Below are 21,978 nucleotides of genomic sequence, written 5' to 3'. Positions count from 1 at the left end.
TGCTGATTGGTCTCAGGCTCTCAATCCGTGCGTCGATCGAATGCAGTACGCGCGCCAGCCGGCAAGCCGTGCATGCCGACGCATTGCCGCATTCATTCGGCAGGGCTGTCGCTGTCGGCGCGCGTGAACATCGGCAGACGCAGCCGCGAGCGGTGCCCAGGCGCCGGCGGTTGCCCAGGTGCGGGCACGCCCAGAAAGTAGCCGCGTTGCCATTTTTCACGCGCCGCCGCCGATTGCGCATCCGGCAGTGCATCCAGAAATCGCGTACGGCTGTGGGTCCAGTCGGCATGTTGCTGCGCCAGCTGCGGCGCTTCGGAAAGCGGCTTCCATTGCGGCTGCACCTGCTCGATCAACTGCCGCTGCAGCGGGAACAGATGGCAGAACGGCTCGCCCGCCTCGAAGCGCACCCGCCCGGGCCGGGTGAGGCGCCAGTTCATGGTGAAGGTGTGCGGGCTCCAGTCGGTTTCCACCAGGCCGCTCAACGCGCCGATGCCGTCCTTGGGCCGGTTCAACGGGCCGGTGACGAACAGGTCGATGCCGGTGTCGGTGCGAAACAGGCAGGGCACATGGAAGGTCAGCACGCCATAACCGAAGTGGCTGATCGCCGGCGCGACCGTCTCTGGATCAGCGTTGATGGTGATTGCCGCTAGCGCGTCGCCGCCGTCCCAATCGGCGTCGAAACCGGACTGGCACAGCAGCTCCCAGCCGTGCGCATTGGCGATCGCCAGCGGCAGGCAACGGTAGGCGTAACGCTGGTCGGTGGCATCCATCCACGCGCGCTCATGCGGGGCGGGGCGGATGTCCAGCGTGTGGCCGTCCAGAACGTGGGCGATGAGCTTCATGCGCGGGCGATCGATAAGAGCTGGCGGGGATGATAGCGGCGCCGCATGTTCAGCCGAACGACTTGTCTCCCCGGCGCGCGGGCCCCATCCTGACCGCATGACCGATCACGCACTCACTCTGGCCGAAACCCGGCTGCTGCTTCCTTCCGGCCTGGATGCCGGCCATCTCGACCGCACCTTCGGCGCCCTGCTGGGCCCGGGCATCGACTTCGGCGATCTGTATTTCCAGCATTCGCGGCGCGAGAGCTGGAGCGTGGAGGATGGCATCGTCAAGGACGGTGCGCATTCCATCGAACAGGGCGTGGGCGTGCGCGCCATTGCCGGCGAAAAGACCGGGTTTGCGTATTCCGACGACATCCAGCGCGAGACCTTGCTGGAAGCGGCGCAGTCGGCCCGTGCGATCTCGCGCGACGGCGGTGCGCAGTCCACGCGCGCGCTGGTGCGTGGCAATGGCCGGGCGTTGTACCCGGCCACCGATCCCATCGACGACATGGACAGCGCCACCAAGGTGGAGCTGCTACGCCGCATCGACCAGTACCTGCGCGCTGCCGACCCGCGCGTCAAGCAGGTGATGGTGAGCCTGTCCGGCGGCGTGGACACGGTGTTGATCGCCCGCAGCGATGGCGTGCTGGCCGCCGATGTGCGCCCGCTGGTACGCCTGAACGTGCAGGTGATCGTCGAGCACAACGGCCGCCGCGAATCCGGTTATTCCGGAGGCGGTGGCCGGTATGGCTACGCCGAGCTGTTTGCCGAGGGCCGCCCGGAAGGGTTTGCGCGCGAAGCGCTGCGCCAGGCGCTGGTCAACCTGGAGGCGATACCGGCGCCGGCCGGCGTGATGCCGGTGGTGCTCGGTCCCGGCTGGCCCGGCGTGCTGCTGCACGAGGCAGTGGGCCACGGGCTGGAAGGCGACTTCAATCGCAAGGGCACCAGCGTCTACGCCGGCCGCATCGGCGAGCGCGTGGCGTCGCCGGGCGTGACCATCGTCGACGACGGCACCCTGGACGGACGCCGCGGCTCGCTCAATATCGACGACGAAGGCACCCCCACCCAGTGCACCACGCTGATCGAAGACGGCGTGCTGGTGGGCTACATGCAGGACAGCCACAACGCGCGCCTGATGGGCGTGGCGCCCACCGGCAATGGCCGCCGCGAATCGTTCGCGCACCTGACCATGCCGCGCATGACCAACACCTACATGCGCGCCGGCCAGCACGACCCGGAAGAGATGATCCGCTCGGTCAAGAAGGGCATCTACGCCGTGAACTTCGGCGGCGGCCAGGTCGACATCACCAGCGGCAAATACGTGTTCTCGGCCACCGAGGCCTACCTGATCGAAGACGGCAAGGTCACCGCGCCGGTCAAGGGCGCCACGTTGATCGGCAACGGCCCGGAAACCATGCAGAAGGTGCGCATGATCGGCAATGATCTGGCACTGGACGAAGGCGTGGGCGTGTGCGGCAAGGACGGGCAAAGCGTGCCGGTCGGTGTCGGCCAGCCGTCGCTGTTGATCGACGGCATCACGGTTGGCGGAACGCAGGCCTGAGATGCGGGGATTCGGGAATCGGGATTCGGGAATCGTAACGGCAGGAGCGCAGAGCAGTGCGTCGGGCGTTTGCGCTTCGCGGGTTCAGCAGAGGGGAATCGGGAATCGGGATTCGGGAGTGGCAACGGCCGGGATGGTCGTTGCCTCGATTGATGGATCGGGCAGATCCTTATTCGTCGCCTTCCGACGCCGATTCCTCGTCGTCCAATCCCGAATCCCCACTCTCCAGTCCCTGCTCTTGAGACAGCTCGCGCAGCACCTGGAACAGTTCGCGGTAGGCGCGCGGGGGTTTGTTCTTGGCGCGTTCGTGGATCGCGTTGCGTACCAGTTGGCGCAGCTGCTGGCGGTCGGCGGCCGGGTAGGCTTCCAGCAGTTCGGCCAGCGCGACGTCGCCTTCGGCGAGCAGGCGCTCGCGCCAACGCTCGACCCGGTGGATCGCGGCCACCTCGCGGCGCGCGGTGTCGCTGTTGGCGTCCAGCGCATCGCGGATCGCAGCCAGGGTTTCGTCGTCCTCGCGGCGCATGTGCTTGGCCAGAAACGCCAGCTGTCGCTTATGCGCGATGTGTGAGGTGATGCGCTTGCTCTCTTCGATATGCGGGATCAGCGACTCGGGCACCGGCAGCTTGGCCAGCTGCGCCGGGGTCAGCGCCACCAGCTTTTCGCCCAGGTCGAAGATTTCTAGCGCCTCGCGCCGCTGCTGGCTGCGGCTGGCGCCGCGGAATTCACCGGTCTCTTCATCACGTCCGCGCATTGCCACTACATCCCGAAACTTGGTTAGTTGACTTTCCGGCCACGAACGGCCGGACTCCGGCGGAAGACTCCGCAGCAAATTCAGACACTCCGGCCACGGATGGCCGAGCTTTCGCGGACGGATCCGCATCCAAATTCAGACAGTCCGACCATGGATGGTCGGGCTTTCGCGGACGGATCCGCATCCAAAGGATAAAGCATTGAACGCACTCTCCTCCGAAACCCGTGTCGCCGACGACAGCCTGCAGCGTCTGGACGCATTGACCGATATCTCGCAGCGCCTGCTCGAGCGCGCCCGTGCAGCCGGCGCCACCCAGGCCGAAGTGAGCTGTAGCGAGGAGCGCGGCCTGGACGTCAACGTACGCCTGGGCGAGGTGGAAACGGTCGAATCCACCCGCGACCGCGGCATTGCAGTGACCGTCTACTTCGGCAAGCGCAAGGGCAGTGCCAGCACCGCCGACCTGCAGGAGTCCAGCCTGGAAGCCACCGTCGCGCAGGCCTGTGCCATCGCGCGCTACACCGAAGACGACGTGGCCGCCGGCCTGGCCGATCCAGAGCTGATGGCGCGCGAGTTCCCCGACCTCGACAGCTGGCACCCGTGGGCGCTGGACGCCGACACTGCAGTGGATCTGGCCCTGGCCTGCGAAAGCGCCGGACGCGAGGCGGACGCGCGCATCAGCAATTCCGACGGCGCCTCGGCCAGCACCGGGCTCAGCCTGTCGGTCTACGCCAACTCGCATGGGTTCATCGGCCGCGAACGCGGCACCCATCATTCGATCAGCTGCGCGTTGATTGCCGGGCAGGGCGACGGCATGCAGCGCGACGGCTGGTACAGCAGTGCCCTGGCGCGCGAGGACCTCGAAGCGCCGGAGGCCATTGGCCGCCACGCTGCCGAGCGCACCCTGGCGCGTCTGCAGCCGCGCTCCCTGCCCACTGGCCAGTTACCGGTGCTGTTCGCCCCGGAAGTGGCGCGTTCGCTGGTCGGCCATCTGCTGGGTGCAGTGTCCGGTGGCGCGTTGTATCGCCGCGCCAGCTTCCTGCTCGACAGCGTCGGCACCAAGCTGTTTCCGGACTGGTTCAACATCGAAGAACTGCCGCATCTGCGCCGCGGGCTGCGTTCGGCCGCGTTCGATGGCGAAGGCGTGGCCACGCGGCGTTCGGCGCTGATCACCGACGGCGTGCTGCAGCGCTACGTGCTGGGCAGCTATTCGGCCCGCAAGCTGGGTCTGCAGACCACCGCCAACGCCGGCGGCGTGCACAACCTGCAGGTCAGCGCCAACGCCGGCGATCTGGCATCGCTGATCGGCGGCATGTCGCGCGGGCTGCTGGTGACCGAGCTGATGGGCAACGGCGTCAACCCGGTGACCGGCGATTACTCGCGCGGCGCCGGCGGTTTCTGGATCGAGAACGGCGCCATCGCCTATCCGGTGGATGGGCTGACCATCGCCGGCAACCTGCGCGACATGTTCGCCGGTATCGAAGCGGTGGGCAGCGATGTCGACCCGCGCTCACACGTCAAGATCGGCTCGGTGCTGATCAACCGCATGACCGTGGCGGGCGATAGCTGAGCTAGGCGTTCGTGTGCTGGGTCGATGCGCCGCCTGCGTTCGGGCGCAGTGACGGATGAATCATGCAGGCGCCTGTCTCGCCATGTGGTGGGTAGGGACGTCCGGCCCGGGTGGTGCGCACTGCACGGACCGGACCTGGCTGCCGTGAGAGACCATGTCTTCCCGCACTGGTGGCTGGCTGAATCGTTGTTATAGTCCGCCGCACCACAATCATGTTCGGGGAGACATATGAGCGAATTCGACACCCACGCCGCACCGCCGCCACCGCCGATCGGCACCAGCACGCCGTCCGAAGAACGCACCCTGGCGCTGGCCGCGCATCTGCTCGGCATCCTGACGTCCTTCATCGGCGCGTTGGTGATCTGGCTGATCAGCAAGGACGCCAGCCCGTCCAAGCCGTTCGCCACCGACCAGGCCAAGGAAGCGTTGAACTTCCAGATCACCGTGATCATCGCCTATGTCCTGGCGGTGATCCTGACCATCGTCTCGTTCGGCATCCTGTTCTTCGTGCCGACGCTGGTCTGGGTGGCCAACCTGGTGTTCTGCATCCTGGCCGCGGTCAAGGCCAACAACGGCGAGCATTACCGTTACCCGTTCGCGCTGCGCCTGATCAAGTAATCGACGCGGCGGTAAACACAAAGGCCCGGCAGCGATGCCGGGCCTTTGTCGTTCAGGCGATGGCGCGATCAGTTCTGCGCCGGGGTGTTTTCGGCGAAGTATTCATGGCTGTCGGCGTTGGTGATGGCCTGGGCCGGATTGCTGATCGCCAGGCTGCGCGCACCGGACTGACCGTAGACGCGGTCCTGCGTGCCGGCCACCACGGTGAAGTGGCTGGTCTCGTGCACCAGCGTGCCCGCCTTGGAGTCGGTGCCGGTGGTGGACGCGCTCCAGAATGCGTTGCAGACATGGATCTCGTACGGCTGGTTCGGATAGACGTAGGCGAAGGCGTCGGCCAGATCCGCTTCGCAGCTGCAGTTGATCGTCAGCTGGCCGTTGTTCTGGTCCAGCGCGTTGTCGATGTTGACGAAGTTGGAGCTGACCCGGCTGTAGCGCGAGGCGTTGTAGGCACCGAACCAGGTGGTGTAACGCGCGCCGGTGCTGCCCGCATTGAGGTAGTTGCGCGAGTTCTGCGAGTAGTTGCGCGCGGCAGTGACCGCACTGGCGGCCTGGTTGGTGCGGGTGGTGCTGCAGTTGAGGTAGTTGATGCCGTTGACCACGGCGGTCGGGCCGACTGCGAGCTGGCGCTGCACGCCGCGGCGTGCGCCGTCCAGCCACACGGTGAGCGGGGTGCTGGTGGCCACCGCGGGCAGGCCGTTGGCGGCTTTCATCAGGCTGCCGTCGGACAGCGAGGCGTACTGCAGGGTGGAGCGCACCTGGATGGTGTAGTTGCCGCTGGTGGACAGGTCGTAGGCGCCGGCCAGATCGACCTCACCCTTCACGCTCTGGCCCGGCTGCAGGATGGTGAAGTCGGCCGCCTTGGGCAGGCCGCGCTTGACCAGGCGTCCGGTGTAGTCCACTGGCGTGCCATCGCGGCTCACTTCCAGAATGCCGTTGTCCAGCGACTTCAGCGGCAGCTGATAGGTCGGCACGCGTGCGATCTGGCTGCCGTTGTTGGTGACGGTGACGGCGATCTTGCCTTGATGACGGCCAGCCTGATCGGCCACTGGCGACAACTCGATGGTCAACGGAACCGGGCCGCGCACGGACTGCGCCTGCGCCGAACCGAGCACGCCAACAACGGCGAGCGTGCCTGCTGCAAACGATGCGAGAAAAACATTTTTCACCAGTGACTCTCCTTGGTCGGGGGATGCCTGCGAGTGCAGGCCAACCAAACCTAGGTAGCGCGAGCGGGCGCGACAAGTCGTTCAATTAACGATATTTCTGATGACAGATAATCCAGAAATCAGAGCAAATCACTGCCGATGTCGATAATTCAGGAATAAAGAGTGATTCCCGTCACTCCTTGGCGCCGGGCGTGTGTCAGCGGCTGACACAAACCGCAGTTATGAAAGTTTCATTTTGTGACCTTCTTCTCCGGTCGCCCGATCGCCCTCACGGCTGCAACCGTGCGCTGGCGCACGGAGTGCGCAGATTGGGTCGCCTTCGTCAGTGGGGGCCGATCAGAACGGCTGCCAGCGGGATGCCGGAAGTCGGCGAGTGCGTGGTGGGCCGCCCGCTTCGGCGCCGTGTTGGAGTGCACTCCAAGCGTCACTGCGATGCTCGACGGCAACCGCGAGCAGGTCGGCCGGCCATGTCGCAGCCACTGGCGTTGGGTCGTGCCGATGCACCGGGCAGCGGGATGCCTGCGTGTGTGTTGACCCGGTTGTATGCGCCAGTGCTGGCTCGTGGCGCCAGCGCACAGGTGCTCTGCGTATGTCGGTGACGCAGTGAACGAGCAGCGCTTTCGGCGCACCGCCTCCCGACCGAGCAGAACTGTCCAATGGAGGAGTGTGGTCGGGCACCACCGTCGCCTGGCAGACGACGGTGGCCGTGGCGAGGTGCTTCAGTGCGCCCGGTCCACCGCGAACCGGCCCAGGCTGGCCAGGGTGTCGCCCGGCTGGCCATAGGGCTGCAGGATGTCGTGCATGCGCGTTGCCAGCTCCGCCAATTTGGATTTGGCGCCGTCCATGCCAAGCAAGGCAGGGTAGGTGGACTTGGACTGTGCGGCGTCCTTGCCGGCGGTCTTGCCCAGCTGCGCCGAGCTCGACTCCACGTCCAGGATGTCGTCACGGACCTGGAAGGCCAGGCCCAGCGCGTCGGCAAAGTCGTCCACGCGCTGCTGGTCGGCCGCGCCGGCGTTGCCGGCCAGCGCGCCCATGCGCACCGCCGCGCGGATCAGGGCACCGGTCTTGAGCGCATGCATGCGCTGCAAGGCGTGCAGCGATTGCAGCTGGCCGGTGGCATCGATATCCAGTGCCTGGCCCCCGCACATGCCGGCAGCACCGGCAGCAGTGGACAGGCTCTGCAGCCAGCCCACACGCAGCTCGGCACTGACAGGTGCGGCGGCCAGCAGCTCGAAGGCGCGGCTCTGCAATGCATCGCCGGCCAGGATGGCGGTTGCTTCGTCGAAGGCGATATGCACGGTGGGCTGGCCGCGGCGCAACGCGTCGTCGTCCATCGCCGGCAGGTCGTCGTGCACCAGCGAGTAGGCGTGGATCAGCTCCACCGCCACCGCCGGTGTGTCCAGCAGGTCTTCCTCGGCGCCGAACAATGCGCCGCTGGCATACACCAGCAGCGGACGCATGCGTTTGCCGCCGCCGAGCACGGCGTGCCGCATCGCGGCGTGCAGCCGCTGCGGCGCCAGTGCGGCGTCTGGCAGGCCGGCGTCGAGGCTGCGTTCGGTACGGGCGATCCAGTGTTCGAACAGCGCGGAGCTCACCTCAGCCGCCGTCCAGCGACGGCGGCTCGAACGCTTCGGCAAGCTCGGGGCGGGCGGGGTCGGTCAGCAATCGCACGCGCAGTTCGGCCTGTTCCAGCGCCTGCTGGCAATCGCGGTACAAGCCGATGCCACGTTCGTAGGCAGTGAGCGATTGCTCCAGGCTCAGATCGCCGACTTCCATCTTTTGCACCAGTTGCTCGAGTTCTTCCAGCGACTGTTCGAAGCGGGCAACCGGGGATGTTTCGTTCAAGGACTTCTTGGCCATCGCTAAAGTGTGCGGCGCGCGCGCAGGCGGGTCAATTCGCCGTGGTGTCCGCGCGCCAGACCAGGCGCGCCGCATTGGCCTGCAACCAGTGGCTCAACGGTGCCGAGACGATGCAATCGCCCGCGGCCAGGACCTGGTCGCCGGCCCACAGGATCGGCAGGCGATCGCGCTCCCACGGTGGCAGATCCGAGGCCTGCAGCAGATGCTTGAGCCGATGCGAATGCGCGCGCTGCGGCAGCACGATGCGCTCGCCACCGTGTCGGCCACGCACCAACAGCGGTTGCGCAAAGCGCAGCCCCGGCGCGCCCTGCAGCTGCAGCTGCGCGCCATCGGGTAGGCAGAGCGGCTGCGCGCCGTCCCATGGCGCAGACCAGTGCGCCGGCCATGGGACGGACGGGCGGCGCAGGTAGAGACGGTGCCGCCAGCGGCGCACTTCGACCTGCTGCCACGCAAAACAGGCCTGCCGGTCGGCGGCGGGGTGCTCGATCTCCTGCTCCAGGGCCGCCACGCCGTGGGCGGGCAGCGGTGGCGCGCCGGCTGCGCTTGCCCATGCGCGCAGCAACCGCGGCCGGCGTGCCGCGGGCTGTGCGCGCAGCAACTGCAGGTCCAGGGCGCCCGTGGCCGTCTGCATATCGGGCAGCAGTATCAGGTCCTCGTGCAGCAGCAGCTCGCCGGCGTCGGCACTCAGCTGCGCGCTGCGCGCCAGCGCGTCGGCCGCCTGCGGCCAGCGTTGCTGCAGCAACGGCAGCACCCGGGTCCGCAGGAAATTGCGGTCGTAGCGCGCATCTGCATTGCTCGGGTCTTCGATCCAGTGCAACCGGTGCACCTGTGCATACGCCTGCAGGTCGGCGCGTGCCCGCGCCAGCAACGGGCGCCACGCCATGCCGTCGGCGAAGCGCCGCTGCGCGCGCATGGCACCCAAGCCATCCGGGCCGGAGGCGCGCAGAGCGCGCAGCAGGAAGGTTTCGGCCTGGTCGTCGCGGTGGTGGGCCAGTGCCAACCATTCGCCGGGGGCAAGGCTTTCGGCAAAGGCGGCATGGCGGGCCTGGCGCGCGGCGGCCTCCAGGCCCAGCCCGCTGTCGCGCGCGACCTGCACCTGCACGATGCGCAGCGGCACCTGCAGCGCCGCGCAGGTGTGCTTGCAGTGCAGCGCCCAGGCACCGGCATCGGCGTGCAGGCCGTGGTGCACGTGCAGCGCCCGCAGGCCGCGCGCACGGTAGGCCGGAATCGCAGCCAGCGCGTGCAGCAAGACCGCCGAATCCATGCCGCCGCTGTAGGCGATCACCACCGGGCCGGGGGGAGTGGTGGGCAGCAATGTGGTGGCGTCGGTCACCGGGTACTCACTGAAGGACGAACGCCGCGTCGCACGCGAGTTGCCGGTGTCTGCGAAGCAGCCGTGTGCCAGGCGGGTGCGGATCGCACCGCCTGGCCCGCGCGCATGGCGGTGCCATGGCCATCGCGGTGTGCCGCGCATGGGCAAGCACAAGCCGATGCGGCCAGTCGCCCAAGCCGCTGCGCGTCATGCCCACCGCCGTCCGTTGATGCGGCAGACACGCCGGCAAGGTGAGGCTGGTCGCCGGCCCACCGGCGGTCATCGCGCAGCAAGCCGCCCATCAACGCGTGGCCGCCGCCTCGAACGTGGCCGGCTTGGGCAGCTCCACCGGCACGCCGGCGCTGTTGCAGGTGCCGGCCTTGCACAGGCGCGCACGCAGGCGTGGGGTGGCCTGCACGATGACGTGGTAGATCACGTTCTCCTCCAGGGTGCCGCGGAAGGCCGCGCTGCCCGGGCCGGTGGCCCAGATGCCGACGTCTTCGCCGCCATGGCTTTCGGACTTGGTCGGCACCAGCGACTCCTGCATGTAGCTGGGCGCCTCGGTGTCGACGTGGGTCAGGTCCGGGCGACCGGACGCCGGCTCGCTGTTGCTGGGCTCGTGCGGATACTTCTTCGGCCCGGCCGGCTGCGCGTTGCTGGCGCCGGTGTAGCCGGGGCCGTTGGCGTAGCTGAGCGTGGTGTAGGGCTGGCCGGCCAGGTCGGTGGCCAGCTGGGTGCGGTCGCCTTCTTCGCCGCCGGTGCCGCGCACCTTGCCCAGAATCGGGTTGCCGCGCACCGGGTACCCGACGAAGTTGAGCGTGTGCGAATGGTCGGCGGTGACGATGATCAGCGTGTCCGGTGGCGCGGTCTGCACGGCAGCGCGCACCGCATCGGACAGCGACACGGTTTCATCGAGCGCGCGGTAGGCATTGCCGGCGTGATTGGCGTGATCGATACGCCCGCCTTCGACCATCAGCACGAACCCATTCGGGTCGCGCGACAGCGACTGGATCGCGGTGCGTGTCATCTCGGTCAGGCTGGGCTCGCCCTGCTGGGTGCGGTTGCGGTCGTGGTCGAACTGCATGTGGTCCGGTTCGAACAGCCCCAGCAGCGCCGGCGCGCCGGTTGCCGCTTTCAATTGCTGCGCGTTCCAGACATACGCGCCCTGCGGGTGCGCCTGCTTCCATTCGGCCACCAGGTCGCGGCCGTCCAGGCGCAGGCCCACCTTGTCGTCGTATTCGGGGTCGCGCTCCTGCACGGTCTGGAACTGGCTGCGTCCTCCGCCCAGCACCACCTGCGGGCCGCGTCCGTAGCGCGCGGTGGACAGCAACTGCTGGGCGATGTCCTGGCAGCCGGCGGTGCGCGCGGACTCGGGAAGATCGGTGTCGTTTTCCCAGTTGCGGTCCGGCGAATGCGCATACGTTGCCGCAGGCGTTGCATGGGTCAGCCGCGTGGTGGTGACGATGCCGGTGGCCATGCCGGCGCTGTCGGCCAGTTGCAGCCAGCTCAGCAGGCCCTTGTTCAAGCTGTCGGCGCAGTCGCTGCGATTGCCGCTGCTGACCCCGATCGCGCCCATGTGCGACTTCACACCGGTGGTGATGGAGGTCATGGTGCCGGCCGAATCGGGCGTCTGCGAATCGGTGTTGTAGGTCTTGCTGAAGGCGGTGGCCGGGAACTGCTCCCACGACAACAGGTTCTCTTCGCCCGGCCCGCCCTTGCGTTGGCCATCGAGGATGCGTGCGGCCGCCACGGTGGTCAGGCTCATGCCATCGCCCAGGAACAGGATCACGTTACGCGCCTTGCCGGCCATGGCGCCGTTGCCGGCGGCGCGCGCCGCACCGGAGCGATACCACCACTGCGGGGTCTCGCCGGCCGGATGGGTCACGGGTGGCACGTCCACGTTGACGGCAGCGGGTGCAGAGGCGCTGCTTCCGGCAGTGGAGGCGCAGGCGGCGACGCAGAGCGTGGTGAGGGCGGCGAGGGCAGGCAGGCGGTAACGCATCGGGGTCGAACTCGTGGCTGAATCAGCGCCCATTATGCCGGCCCGCGTCCGTCGCACAGATGACACGCCGCTGTTCCAGTCGTGGCCTCGCGGGCAGGCCGGGCCTGCGATAAGGTGCATGCACTCTCCCCCCGGATGATTCGACGACATGAGACTGGTTGCGGCCTGGTTGCGCATTCCGTTCTGGCAGCGCGTGGTGGCCGGCTTCGTTCTCGGCGCGCTGGCCGGTGCGGCAATGGGCCCTGCGGCCGACGTGTGGTTCGGCCCACTGGGCGATCTGTACGTCACCCTGATCAAGATGATTGCGGTCCCGCTGGTGTTCTTCGCGGTGATCAACGCAATCTCGTCGCTGCACGGGCAGAAATCGGTGGCCGCGCTGGGGGGGCGCACCTTCCTGTGGTTCGTGATCACCGCAGCCCTGGCGGTGGGCGTTGGCCTGGCGGTGGGCACGTTGATGCAGCCGGGTGCCGGCCATTTCAATCTGAGTGTGGATTCGGCCTGGAAGCCGCGCGATGTGCCCAGCCCGATCAAGGTGCTGCTGGACGTGGTGCCGTCCAATCCGTTCTACGCACTCACCGGCATCGGCACCAAGACCAATGCCGCCGGCGAAACCGTGCTGGCGGCCGGGCGCGGCTCGATCCTGCCGGTGATCTTCTTTGCCGGGCTGCTGGGCTTTGCAATGGTCAAGCTCGGCGAACGGGTGACCGAGGCGCGCAAGCTGACCGGGCAACTGAGCGACATCATGATCCAGGTCACCCGCTTCGTGCTGGAGATGACCCCGCTCGGCACCTTCGGCCTGATCGCCAGCCTGGTCGGCAGCTACGGGTTCGCCAAGTTGTTGCCTTTCGGTAGTTTCGTGCTGGCGCTGTATCTGGCCTGCGCGATCCATATCCTGGTGGTCTACAGCGGCCTGTTGCTGGTGCATGGGCTCAACCCGTGGAAGTTCTTCCGCGGCGCTGCGCCCGGCATGCAGGTGGCCTTCGTCAGTTCGTCGAGCTTTGCCGCCATGCCGGTGGCGATGCGCTCGATCACCCATAACCTAGGCGTGAGCAAGGATTACGCCGCATTCGCGGTGCCGCTGGGCGCCAGCATCAAGATGGACGGCTGCGGCGCAATCTTTCCGGCTTTGTGCGCAGTGTTCATCGCGCAATACACCGGCGTGCCGCTGACCGCCAATCAGTATTTCGTGGTGCTGATCGCCTCGGTACTCGGCAGCTTCGGCACGGCCGGCGTGCCGGGCACGGCGGTGATCATGGCCACGGTGGTGCTGAGCGCGGCCAACCTGCCATTGGAAGTGATCGGCTACCTGTACGCCATCGACCGCATCCTGGACATGATGCGCACCATGACCAACGTGACCGGGCAGATGCTGGTGCCGGTGCTGGTGGCCAAGGAAACCGGCCTGCTCGACAAGACCATCTACGAATCCGCCTCCACCAATGTGGGGCTGGAAGATCCGCCGGCGGACAGTGCCAAGCCGCTGCGCTGAGCGCCCTCGATGACGGCAGGATTTCCCGCGCTGCGCGAGCGCCTGGCGCAAGTGACCGAGCTGGAGATGGTCGACGGTGTGTTCGTGCAGCGCAGCCTGGCGCCGGACCCGTTCGAGGATCGCTACCTGCAGGTGCGGCGCAAGGAAGGCCGCGTGTATACCGATGCGCAAGTCCGCAGCCTGCCGCGCCCCGGCGGCAAGCTCGGCGCCAGCCTGGAATGGCAGGTGCGCGCGCTGTCCAGTGACTTGCTGGTGCAACACCTGCGCGCGCGCGCAAGCGAGGGCGCCATTCTTGAACTGGGCTGCGGTAATGGCTGGCTGTCGCAACGGCTCGCCCAGTCGCTGCAACGCGACGTGTGCGGCATCGACGTCAATCGCACCGAACTTGCGCAGGCCGCACGCGTGTTCGGTCACGACCAACGCCTGAGTTTCGTTGCCGCCGATATCCACACCCTGGCACTGCCGCAGGATGTGTTCGACGTCATCGTGGTGCCGGCGTGCATCCAGTATTTCGCCGACCCCGGCGCGCTGCTGGTGCGCCTGCTGGCGCAGCTGCGCGATGGCGGCGAGCTGCATATCCTCGACAGCCCCTTGTATGCAAATCCGCAACGCGCCAACGGCAGTGCCGCGCGCAGCCTGCGGTATTTCACCGGGTTGGGCGTGCCTGCATTGGCCGAGCAATATCACCAGCACACCTACGCCACCTTCGACCGATTTGCAGTGGAATGGCGGTTCGATCCGCGCCGGCTGGGTGCGCGGGTGCGGCGCCTGCTGAGGCTGCAACAGCCGCATTTCCCGTGGCTTTGCCTTCGCAAGCAGGACAACGTCGCGGCAGTGTGCGCGACGGCCTAGCGTTGCCTGCAAGCCGCATTGGACGAGGCTGCGATATAGCGGCCGGTGAGCAGGCCGGTCGCTTGCGGACGTCGACAGCCAGGTGGGTGCCGCGTCGACATCGCAATGGTGGCCGGCGTTGCGGTTCTGCTCGTAGGGCTGCGGAGCTCGCGCCGGATCAGCGCAGATCACCGCCTTGCAGGTGGGCAACGTCGCTGACTGTTGCGAGCAGTGGACGCGGCCGCGCAACGCATGCCCGCCGTTGCAGCCACATGGCACACTGCCGGCTCATCCATTGAGGGAGGCGGGCGGTGATCGGCCAACAGCGTGATCTGACATTTCGATTTCTGGCCGAGCCCAGCGACGTCAATTTCGGCGGCAAGGTGCATGGCGGCGTGGTGATGAAGTGGATCGACCAGGTCGGTTTCGCGGCGGCCAGTGGCTGGAGCGGGCATTACTGCGTGACCGTGGCGGTGGGCGGCATCCGTTTCGTGGCGCCGGTACGGATCGGTGACTTGGTCGCGGTGTCGGCCAAGCTGGTCTACACCGGCCGCAGCAGCATGCACTTCGCCATCGATGTGCGGGCACGCAGCCCGATGGGGGGCGACTCGCGCCTGTGCACGCACTGCATCATCGTGTTCGTGGCGATGGACCCGGACGGCGTCACGCCGGTGGAAGTGCCCTCGTGGCGACCGGATACCCCGGAGGACCAACGCCTGGCCGAGTACGCGCTCAAGGTGATGGAGCTGAGCAAAGGGATCGAGGACACCATGTCCCATTACCAGGCCGATACCTCGCGGTAACCGGCACCGCAGGCTGCGCTGCCGCTGGGGTCCACGCATGCCCGAGCTGCCGCACGTAGCGTGAGGCCAGGCGCGTGCAGTGCAGCCGGCGGCGGGTGTACCCGCTGCCACGCAGCGGTCATGGGCGATGCAGAACTGCAACGTGCCACGGCACTGCAACAAAAAGGCCGCGGGATCGCCGCGGCCTTTGTCATGCAATCGACGCAGTGTCTATGCCGGCAGTCAGAGCACCCGACGTGCCTGGATGAACTTCTCGCTCCAGTAGCCGCTGGCCAGCGAATCCACGCGCACGTCCTTGCCGCGGCTGGGCGCGTGCAGGAACTTGCCGTCGCCGACCACCAGGCCGACATGATCGATGCGGCCACGCTTGCCGAAGAACACCAGGTCGCCTGCCTTCAGCGCGTTCGGGTCCTTGATCAGCTCGGCTGATTCATCGCGCGCAATGTCGCGCGAAACGCGCGGCAGATCGATACCCAGCGCGGTCTTGAAGACGTAGCCAACCAGGCCGCTGCAATCGAAACCTTCGGTGGACTCGCCGCCCCAGACGTAGGGGGTGCCGAGCAGGGCCATGGCGCGTTGCAGGATCACCTGCACGCGGCTGTCCGCCACGGCGTTCTGTGCAGCGTTGGCTGCGCTCTGCGACACGTCGTAATTGGCCAGCAGGCGGCTGAGGTCGCCGGCGAACATCGCCGAGCGGTCCATCAGCGGAATGGCGTCATTGGCGGCCAGGTGCGGAAGCAGGGCGGCCAGTGTTGCGGTGGCAGCGGCGTCGGCGCGGCTGCGGGTTGCGGCTTTCTCGGCGGCGACGGCGCTGTCTGGCGTAGTCGTCTGCGGAGTGGATGAGGCGCTGGTGGCGGTCTGCGCCAGAGCGGGAAGTGCTGCAATCCAAAGTGCGGTGGCGCAAAGCAGGCGGAGCGGTTTCCGGAGCGGAAGCGGGGCGGCGCCAGGGCTGATCTGTTCGTCGTTCGTCACGCGGGAATCACAATTCTGCTGTCGATGCGGGATGATGCCCTGGTGAACGAATCGTTACGTTCAAAAAAAGTTAACTTTCCGTTTTATGACTTGTGATGTTCATCACATTTCAGTGTAAAACCCGCTTCGAACCTGAATAATGGTCACGCCAGTAGGCGCCATCCAGGAAATCCAAGCGGACCGTACCGCCGGTGGTCGGGGCATGCACGAAGCGACCTTCACCCACGTAAATGCCGACGTGGGTCACGCTGCCGCTGGCTCCGAAGAACACCAGATCGCCGGTGGCAAGCCGCTCTGGCGGGATCGGCGGCCCCTGGATCTCGGCCAGCTCGCGCGAGGTGCGCGGCAGCATGACGGCCGCCACGTCCTTGTAGACATAAGTGACCAGCCCGCTGCAGTCGAACCCGGTCTCCGGTGTGTTGCCACCAAACCGGTACGGAGTGCCGACCAGGCCCAATGCGCGCATCAGGATGTCGTTGGCCGCCGCAGGATTGGCCGGCGCCACCTGCGGCCAGACGCGCGGCGGCGGCGGGGGCGCGGCGGCCGGACGCCGCACCGGGGTCTGCTGCGCGCAACCACCCAGCAGGAACAAGCCCAGCAGCAAACAGGCCGCGGCGCGATGGATGCGGGCGGCGAAAACTGGCGTGATATGCATGGAGCCGGGATAATGGGCGGTTCGAAAGGTCGCCATGATGGCGGCGCACCCGGCGGCCGACAAGCCGTCCTCAACCGTCTGCCACCGGGCAGCCCATTCAGAGCCAGGCATGAAGATCGAAAAAGACAGCGTCGTCCGCTTCCACTACACCGTTTCGGAGATCGGCCAGGAGCCGATCGAGAGCTCCAAGGAGCGTGACCCGTTGGTGATCCTGATCGGCCACGGCAACATCATCCCCGGCCTGGAAGCGGCCATGATGGACAAGGAAGCCGGCGAAAGCTTCGGCGTCGACGTCAAGGCGACCGAGGCCTATGGCGAGTACCGCGAAGGCCTGAGCCAGCGCGTGCCCAAGAAGCATTTCGGTGCCACCAAGCTGGTTCCGGGCACCCAGGTGGTGCTGCAGACCAACTTCGGCCCGCGTGCGGTCACCGTGCAGAAGGTCGGCATGAGCGTGGTCGATGTCGACCTCAATCACCCGATGGCCGGCAAGGACCTGCACTTCGATGTGGAAATCATCGAAGTGCGCGAAGCAAGCCAGGAAGAGCGCGACCACGGGCACGTTCACGGTGACGGCGGTCATCACCACTAAGCACTGCGGGCAGGGTGTCGGCGTTGCCGGTGGCGGTGAAGTGCTGGATTCCGGGTTCGGTCTGCACCTCGGTTGCGTGCCGGGCCGCCGGAGCCGCCACTTTCCCACCAGGGGGCACGCACTGCGCCACGCTCGATGCAGCCGGTAACGGCGGCGTTTCCGACGGCCCGCCCTCCAGGCGGGCCGTTTGCGTTCTGCGGTGTGCGCCATCGCACCCGATGGCCTGAGTTGCAATGACCCGACCCGATCTGCTCCCCATTGCCGCGACCGAGCGCATCGTCGTGTTGGACGTACTGCGCGGCTTTGCATTGCTCGGCATCCTGCTGATGAACATCGAGGCCTTCGTCGGACCGCTCGATCTGGCATTGAGCGGCGTGGAGCCGCACTGGCACGGCGCCGATCGCATCGCCGATGCGCTGGTCTATCTGTTCGTGCAGGGAAAGTTCTACACCCTGTTCTCGATGTTGTTCGGCATGGGCTTTGCGGTGATGGCGCAGCGCGCCGATCAGGCAGGGCGCGGATTGATCGGCATGTACCTGCGCCGCACTGCCGGCTTGCTGGTGATCGGTCTGGCGCATGCGCTGCTGCTGTGGTCCGGTGACATTCTGGTGACCTATGCCGTGCTGGCGGTCCTGCTGCTGAGCGCGCGCAAGGTGCCGACGGTGACGTTGCCGTGGCTTGCCGCGCTGGTGTACCTGTGCGCGCCGGCGCTGGTGATGCTGTACGGCAGTGCGATCGCGCTGATGCAGTCCGATCCGGCAGCGGCGAGCGACTGGAACACCGCCATGGCCGACGCCGCGCAGCAGGCAGCAGCCAACGTGCAGGCACAGCGCGCCGCGTTTGGACACGGTACCTACCTGCAGGCCACCGTGCAGCGTTGGCATGACCTACGCCAGGCGATGAGCGGGCTCAGCATCAATGGTCCGGCCATGCTGGGCATGTTCCTGTTGGGCAGCTGGTTCGTGCGCAGCGGCGCGATCGCGGCGCCCGAGCGCTTTCCACAGCTGTTTCGCGCATTGCGCTACGGGGCCGTGCCGCTGGGGCTTGCCGTCATGGTGGTCAGCTACGCGCTGGAACCGTGGATGGACCCTGCGCGTGCGACGCTGCGCCTGTCCGGCGCGTTCGCGTTGGCGTTGATCGCCGGGCCGCTGATGAGCCTGGGCTATGCGGCATGGGTGGTGCGCTTTGCGTCGCGTCTGGCATGGCTTGCGCCTGCCGGCCGCATGGCGCTGAGCAATTATCTGTTGCAGTCGGTGCTGTGCACGTGGGTGTTCTACGGGTACGGGCTGGGCTACTTCGAGCAATTGCCGCGCGTGTGGCAACTACCGTTCGCAGTGGCGCTGTTCGCCGCGCAGGTGGTGCTGAGCCACCTGTGGCTGCGCTGGTTCCGCTTCGGGCCACTGGAATGGGTCTGGCGGAGCGTGACCTACCTGCGCGTGCCGCCGATGTGGCGCAGCAACGCCCGGGCCGGGTAGCCGCAGGTGAGCGCCGTGCGCGAGGACGTGGTGGTGATCGGTGCCGGCGCGATCGGCCTGGCCACTGCGCTGGCGCTCGTGGAAGCCGGCCGTCAGGTGCGCGTGCTCGATGCCGGCGCGTTGGGCGCTGCCACCTCGCACGGCAACTGCGGCACGATCACGCCAAGCCATGCGCCACCGCTGGCGGCGCCGGGCATGATCGCGCAGGCGGTGAAATGGATGCTGACGCCGGACGCGCCCTTGTACATCCCGCCACGCCTGGATCCGGCGTTATGGCGCTGGCTGTTGCGGTTCGCACGGCGCTGCAATGCGCGCGACTGGCACGCCAGTGCGCATGCCCGTGCGGCCTTGCTGCACGACGCGCGCCAGCGCCTGGACGACTGGGTGAGGCGTTACGCGCTGGACTGCGATTACCGGACCGATGGGCTGGACTATGTGTTCGGCGACGCACGCCGCTTTGCGCAGTACCGCGCCGAATGCAAGGTGCTGGCGCAGTGGGGCATCCAGACGCAGGTAATCGATGGCGCCGACTACGCGCGGCAGGATCCGGCATTTCGCGACGGCATCGCAGGTGCGATCCATTTCCCTGGCGACGCGCATCTGCGCCCGGAACGCTATACCGCGGAACTGGCCAGGGTGCTGCGCGCACAGGGCGCGGTGATCGATGAGCACTGCCGCGTGCATGCCGTGCTGCCGGAGGCATCCGGTGTCTGCGTGCACACCGGCCCGGCGGTGCTGCACGCACGTGAGGTGGTGATCGCCACCGGGCCGTGGTCGCCGCAGCTGGCTGCGCAGCTCGGGCTACGCCTGCCGGTGCAGGCCGGCAAGGGCTATTCGATCACTTACAGCGCACCACCGTTGATGCCGCGCCGCCCGGTGGTGCTGAAGGATCGCTGGGTGTTCGTGGTGCCGTGGCGCGACCGGCTGCGCATCGGCAGCACGATGGAATTTTCCGGCCACGACACCCAGCTCACGCCCGCGCGCCTGGCTGCGCTGGAACGTGCGGCCGCCGAATATCTGCATGCGCCATGCGGGCCGGCAGTGATCGAGCGCTGGTATGGATGGCGACCGATGACCTGGGACGATGTGCCGGTACTGGGCGCCGTGCCGGCGCGTCCTCACGTCTGGCTCGCGGCTGGCCATGGCATGCTCGGGATCAGCATGAGCACTGCAAGCGGAAAACTGATGGCCGACCTGATCACGGGCCGCGCACCTGCGCTGGACCCGCATCCCTACCGGGCGGAGCGATTCGCATGAGTGCGCGTTACGACTACGACGTGGTGATTCTGGGCGGCGGTTCCGGTGGGCTGGCGGCCGGTTTTCGCGCGGCAAAACACGGCGCGCGCGTGGCGATCATGGAGCCCGACGAGCTGGGCGGGACCTGCGTCAACCTGGGTTGCGTGCCGAAAAAAGCGATGTGGCTGGCGGCCGATCTGGCCGGCAAGATCGAGCTGGCCGGCGCGCTGGGGTTCGATGTGCCGCGCCCCACGTTGGCATGGCAGGAGCTGGTCACGCATCGGCAGGGCTACATCGCCAACATCCACGCGAGTTATCGGCGGCGTCTCAACGAAGATGGCGTGGTCCTGATCCCGCAGCGTGGCGTGTTGCAGGACCGTCATACCATCCTGGGTGGCGATGGTGTGCCAGTCACTGCCGAACACATCGTCATCGCCACCGGTGCGCATCCGCTGCGCCCGGGCGTGGACGGCGCCGAGCATGGCGAGGTTTCAGACGATTTTTTCAACCTCTGTCATGCGCCAGCGCACGTGGCGATCGTTGGGGGTGGCTATATCGCGGTGGAAATTGCCGGCCTGTTGCAGGCACTTGGCAGCCGCGTGCACCTGTACGTGCAAAGCGACCGTCTGTTGGAGCGCTTCGATGCGGAGTTGACGCTGCAGTTGGCCGACAACCTGCGCCACCTGGGCGTACGCCTGCATTTCGGTTTCACCACCACCGGTCTGGAGCGCGATGCGCAGGGCGGGCTGCGCGTGCATGGTCATCCTGCGCATCCGCGCGAGCAAGGCAACGACGTGTTCGACAAGGTGTTCTTTGCCATCGGCCGGCGCGCCAACACGGCCGGCCTGGGCCTGGATGGCGTCGGTGTGACGCTCGGCGACAAGGGCGAGGTGGTGGTGGACGACGGGCAGACCACCAATGTGCCCAACATTCATGCGATCGGCGATGTGGCTGGCAAGGTTGGGCTGACGCCGGTGGCGATCGCGGCGGCGCGCAAGTTGATGGACAGGTTGTTCGGCAACCAGCCCGATGCGCGCATGGACTACGACGGCGTGCCCAGCGTGGTGTTCTCGCACCCGCCGCTGGGCCATGTCGGGCTGACCGAGGAGCAGGCACGCGAACGGTACAACGGCGAGGTGCGCGTCTATCGCAGCAACTTCCGCCCAATGCTGCATGCGCTGGCCGATGCGCCGCAGCGCAGCCTGTTCAAGCTGGTATGCGCAGGCCAGGAGGAGCGTGTGGTTGGCGTGCATCTGCTGGGCGAGAGCGCCGACGAGATGCTGCAGGGCTTTGCGGTTGCGGTGAAGATGGGCGCGACCAAGCGCGACTTCGACGAGACGGTGGCGATTCATCCCACCTCGTCGGAAGAGATCGTGTTGATGCATTGAGGGATGGCGACGCGGTGGCGTCGCCGTCGCCGTCGCTATCGATGCTTGGTTGCCATGTTGCGGCGCATAAGGCGATGCCGCGTTTGATGCCAGACTGCGATTTCCAGTGGCAGCCGTACCCGCATCCGGCGCTGGGCGCCACCTTCTCTCCCATAAAGGGGCAATGTCCCGATGGGAGCAGGATTGAAGCCTCTGCCAGCGAGGAGAGGCCTCAGCACAAGCGACTCATTGATCCAGCTCGATCTGATGTTCAAAGCTTTTTGTACTCTAATCGGGGCGAATGACGACGTATTGCGTTGCCTGAGCGGTTTGCTTGCTGCGGCCGTACCCTCACCCCAACCCCTCTCCCGGGGAAGAGGGGCTTGCAACTTTCTCTTAGCCTACGGGGCGATCCGCACGCGCATATGCAACCCCGTCAGCTGGCATGCTTGCGCGATGTCCAGATCTCGCTTTTCAACGCCATTTCTATCCGCCACCTCCGCAGGGCATGTCGCCTCCAAGGGTGAGTCACTGTCCGGCGAGCAGGCGCGGCTGCGGATTCTCCAGGTGATCCGCGCGATTCCCGTGGGCGAGGTCGCCGGTTATGGGGACGTTGCCCAGCGCGCCGGCCTGCCGGGCCGTGCGCGGCTGGTGGCGCGCGTGCTCAGCGGCAATGACGACCCGCAGCTGCCCTGGCACCGCGTGGTGCGCAGTGATGGCCGGATCGCGCTGCCCGAGGGCTCGGCAGGCCATCGCGAGCAATGTCAGCGGCTGCGTGCCGAGGGCGTCCGGGTGGAGCGGGGCCGTGTGCGCCGGGCCAGTGCCGCACAGCGGCTGGATGCGGCCGTGTGGGGGCCTTCATAGGGCTGCCGTTATCATCTGCAGCATCCTGAAGGAATG

20 protein-coding genes are annotated in these 21,978 nt (G+C 67.1%); 11 read left to right on the top strand and 9 right to left on the bottom strand.

Features of this window, described 5'->3' with window-relative positions:
- Positions 1 to 92 precede the first annotated feature (92 nt).
- Positions 93 to 842, bottom strand: a complete 750-nt coding sequence (locus tag XnspCFBP7698_RS04350; protein ID WP_104580514.1) for a DUF6065 family protein — start codon at positions 840 to 842, stop codon at positions 93 to 95.
- A 97-nt stretch (positions 843 to 939) separates the two neighbouring features.
- Here XnspCFBP7698_RS04350 and tldD point away from each other — a divergent pair, with 97 nt between their 5' ends.
- A complete protein-coding gene (tldD, locus tag XnspCFBP7698_RS04345; RefSeq protein WP_104580513.1) occupies positions 940 to 2,385 on the top strand; it encodes a metalloprotease TldD in 1,446 nt (481 codons plus the stop codon).
- Between the two features lie 169 nt (positions 2,386 to 2,554).
- Here tldD and yjgA read toward each other — a convergent pair whose 3' ends face one another.
- Positions 2,555 to 3,136 carry a ribosome biogenesis factor YjgA gene (gene yjgA, locus XnspCFBP7698_RS04340; RefSeq protein ID WP_047695711.1) on the bottom strand — a complete coding sequence of 194 codons (582 nt, stop codon included), beginning with the start codon at positions 3,134 to 3,136 and terminating at the stop codon, positions 2,555 to 2,557.
- A 199-nt stretch (positions 3,137 to 3,335) separates the two neighbouring features.
- Between yjgA and pmbA the strand changes: the two genes are divergently transcribed.
- Positions 3,336 to 4,703, top strand: a complete 1,368-nt coding sequence (gene pmbA, locus XnspCFBP7698_RS04335; RefSeq protein ID WP_104580512.1) for a metalloprotease PmbA — start codon at positions 3,336 to 3,338, stop codon at positions 4,701 to 4,703.
- Between the two features lie 228 nt (positions 4,704 to 4,931).
- Positions 4,932 to 5,321, top strand: coding sequence for a DUF4870 domain-containing protein (locus tag XnspCFBP7698_RS04330; RefSeq protein WP_047695713.1), 390 nt, complete (start codon positions 4,932 to 4,934; stop codon positions 5,319 to 5,321).
- Between the two features lie 68 nt (positions 5,322 to 5,389).
- Here the strand turns inward: XnspCFBP7698_RS04330 and XnspCFBP7698_RS04325 are convergent, their stop codons facing one another.
- From XnspCFBP7698_RS04325 to XnspCFBP7698_RS04305, 5 genes are all read right to left on the bottom strand, one after another.
- The gene (locus tag XnspCFBP7698_RS04325) at positions 5,390 to 6,487 is read right to left on the bottom strand and encodes a M35 family metallo-endopeptidase (RefSeq protein WP_064632770.1); all 1,098 of its coding nucleotides are present in this window, start codon (positions 6,485 to 6,487) and stop codon (positions 5,390 to 5,392) included.
- A gap of 719 nt (positions 6,488 to 7,206) precedes the next feature.
- Positions 7,207 to 8,082: a farnesyl diphosphate synthase gene (locus tag XnspCFBP7698_RS04320; protein WP_104580511.1), complete on the bottom strand. Its 876-nt coding sequence runs from the start codon at positions 8,080 to 8,082 to the stop codon at positions 7,207 to 7,209.
- A gap of 1 nt (position 8,083) precedes the next feature.
- Positions 8,084 to 8,347: an exodeoxyribonuclease VII small subunit gene (locus XnspCFBP7698_RS04315; RefSeq protein ID WP_039411772.1), complete on the bottom strand. Its 264-nt coding sequence runs from the start codon at positions 8,345 to 8,347 to the stop codon at positions 8,084 to 8,086.
- 31 nt (positions 8,348 to 8,378) lie between these two features.
- Entirely contained in the window at positions 8,379 to 9,680 is a 1,302-nt protein-coding gene (tilS, locus tag XnspCFBP7698_RS04310; RefSeq protein WP_255404428.1) for a tRNA lysidine(34) synthetase TilS, read from the bottom strand.
- Between the two features lie 280 nt (positions 9,681 to 9,960).
- The gene (locus tag XnspCFBP7698_RS04305) at positions 9,961 to 11,694 is read right to left on the bottom strand and encodes an alkaline phosphatase (protein ID WP_104580509.1); all 1,734 of its coding nucleotides are present in this window, start codon (positions 11,692 to 11,694) and stop codon (positions 9,961 to 9,963) included.
- Between the two features lie 115 nt (positions 11,695 to 11,809).
- On the opposite strand from XnspCFBP7698_RS04305, the gene XnspCFBP7698_RS04300 reads away from it, so the two are divergent.
- The 3 genes from XnspCFBP7698_RS04300 (at position 11,810) to XnspCFBP7698_RS04290 (ending at position 14,784) form a co-directional block, all read left to right on the top strand.
- Positions 11,810 to 13,150 (top strand): dicarboxylate/amino acid:cation symporter, encoded by a 1,341-nt coding sequence (locus XnspCFBP7698_RS04300; protein ID WP_104580508.1) that lies wholly within the window; start codon positions 11,810 to 11,812, stop codon positions 13,148 to 13,150.
- 9 nt (positions 13,151 to 13,159) lie between these two features.
- Entirely contained in the window at positions 13,160 to 14,002 is an 843-nt protein-coding gene (locus XnspCFBP7698_RS04295) for a class I SAM-dependent methyltransferase (RefSeq protein WP_104580507.1), read from the top strand.
- A 290-nt stretch (positions 14,003 to 14,292) separates the two neighbouring features.
- Positions 14,293 to 14,784 (top strand): acyl-CoA thioesterase, encoded by a 492-nt coding sequence (locus tag XnspCFBP7698_RS04290; RefSeq protein WP_047695719.1) that lies wholly within the window; start codon positions 14,293 to 14,295, stop codon positions 14,782 to 14,784.
- Between the two features lie 222 nt (positions 14,785 to 15,006).
- On the opposite strand, the gene XnspCFBP7698_RS04285 is transcribed toward XnspCFBP7698_RS04290, so the two are convergent.
- Entirely contained in the window at positions 15,007 to 15,756 is a 750-nt protein-coding gene (locus tag XnspCFBP7698_RS04285) for a C40 family peptidase (protein WP_047695720.1), read from the bottom strand.
- Between the two features lie 109 nt (positions 15,757 to 15,865).
- Complete coding sequence (locus XnspCFBP7698_RS04280; protein WP_147423586.1) at positions 15,866 to 16,411, bottom strand: C40 family peptidase; 546 nt, start codon at positions 16,409 to 16,411, stop codon at positions 15,866 to 15,868.
- A 109-nt stretch (positions 16,412 to 16,520) separates the two neighbouring features.
- Here XnspCFBP7698_RS04280 and XnspCFBP7698_RS04275 point away from each other — a divergent pair, with 109 nt between their 5' ends.
- The 5 genes from XnspCFBP7698_RS04275 to XnspCFBP7698_RS04255 all read left to right on the top strand — a co-directional run bounded on the left by XnspCFBP7698_RS04275 (position 16,521) and on the right by XnspCFBP7698_RS04255 (position 21,942).
- Entirely contained in the window at positions 16,521 to 17,000 is a 480-nt protein-coding gene (locus XnspCFBP7698_RS04275; RefSeq protein ID WP_047695722.1) for a peptidylprolyl isomerase, read from the top strand.
- Positions 17,001 to 17,233: 233 nt separating this feature from the next.
- Positions 17,234 to 18,475 carry a DUF418 domain-containing protein gene (locus tag XnspCFBP7698_RS04270; protein ID WP_104580506.1) on the top strand — a complete coding sequence of 414 codons (1,242 nt, stop codon included), beginning with the start codon at positions 17,234 to 17,236 and terminating at the stop codon, positions 18,473 to 18,475.
- A 6-nt stretch (positions 18,476 to 18,481) separates the two neighbouring features.
- Positions 18,482 to 19,732, top strand: coding sequence for an FAD-dependent oxidoreductase (locus XnspCFBP7698_RS04265; protein ID WP_123137263.1), 1,251 nt, complete (start codon positions 18,482 to 18,484; stop codon positions 19,730 to 19,732).
- The gene (gorA, locus tag XnspCFBP7698_RS04260) at positions 19,729 to 21,099 is read left to right on the top strand and encodes a glutathione-disulfide reductase (RefSeq protein ID WP_047695725.1); all 1,371 of its coding nucleotides are present in this window, start codon (positions 19,729 to 19,731) and stop codon (positions 21,097 to 21,099) included. The genes XnspCFBP7698_RS04265 and gorA overlap by 4 nt, the downstream gene beginning before the upstream one ends.
- 435 nt (positions 21,100 to 21,534) lie before the next feature.
- On the top strand, positions 21,535 to 21,942 hold the full coding sequence (locus XnspCFBP7698_RS04255) for an MGMT family protein (protein WP_081422515.1): 408 nt from the start codon (positions 21,535 to 21,537) through the stop codon (positions 21,940 to 21,942).
- Positions 21,943 to 21,978 lie beyond the last annotated feature (36 nt).

This window comes from Xanthomonas sp. CFBP 7698 (assembly GCF_003600855.1).
GTDB lineage: Bacteria > Pseudomonadota > Gammaproteobacteria > Xanthomonadales > Xanthomonadaceae > Xanthomonas > Xanthomonas cannabis.
The sequence above is the reverse complement of the archived record's forward strand: the minus strand, read 5'-3'. Positions and strand labels throughout refer to the sequence as shown.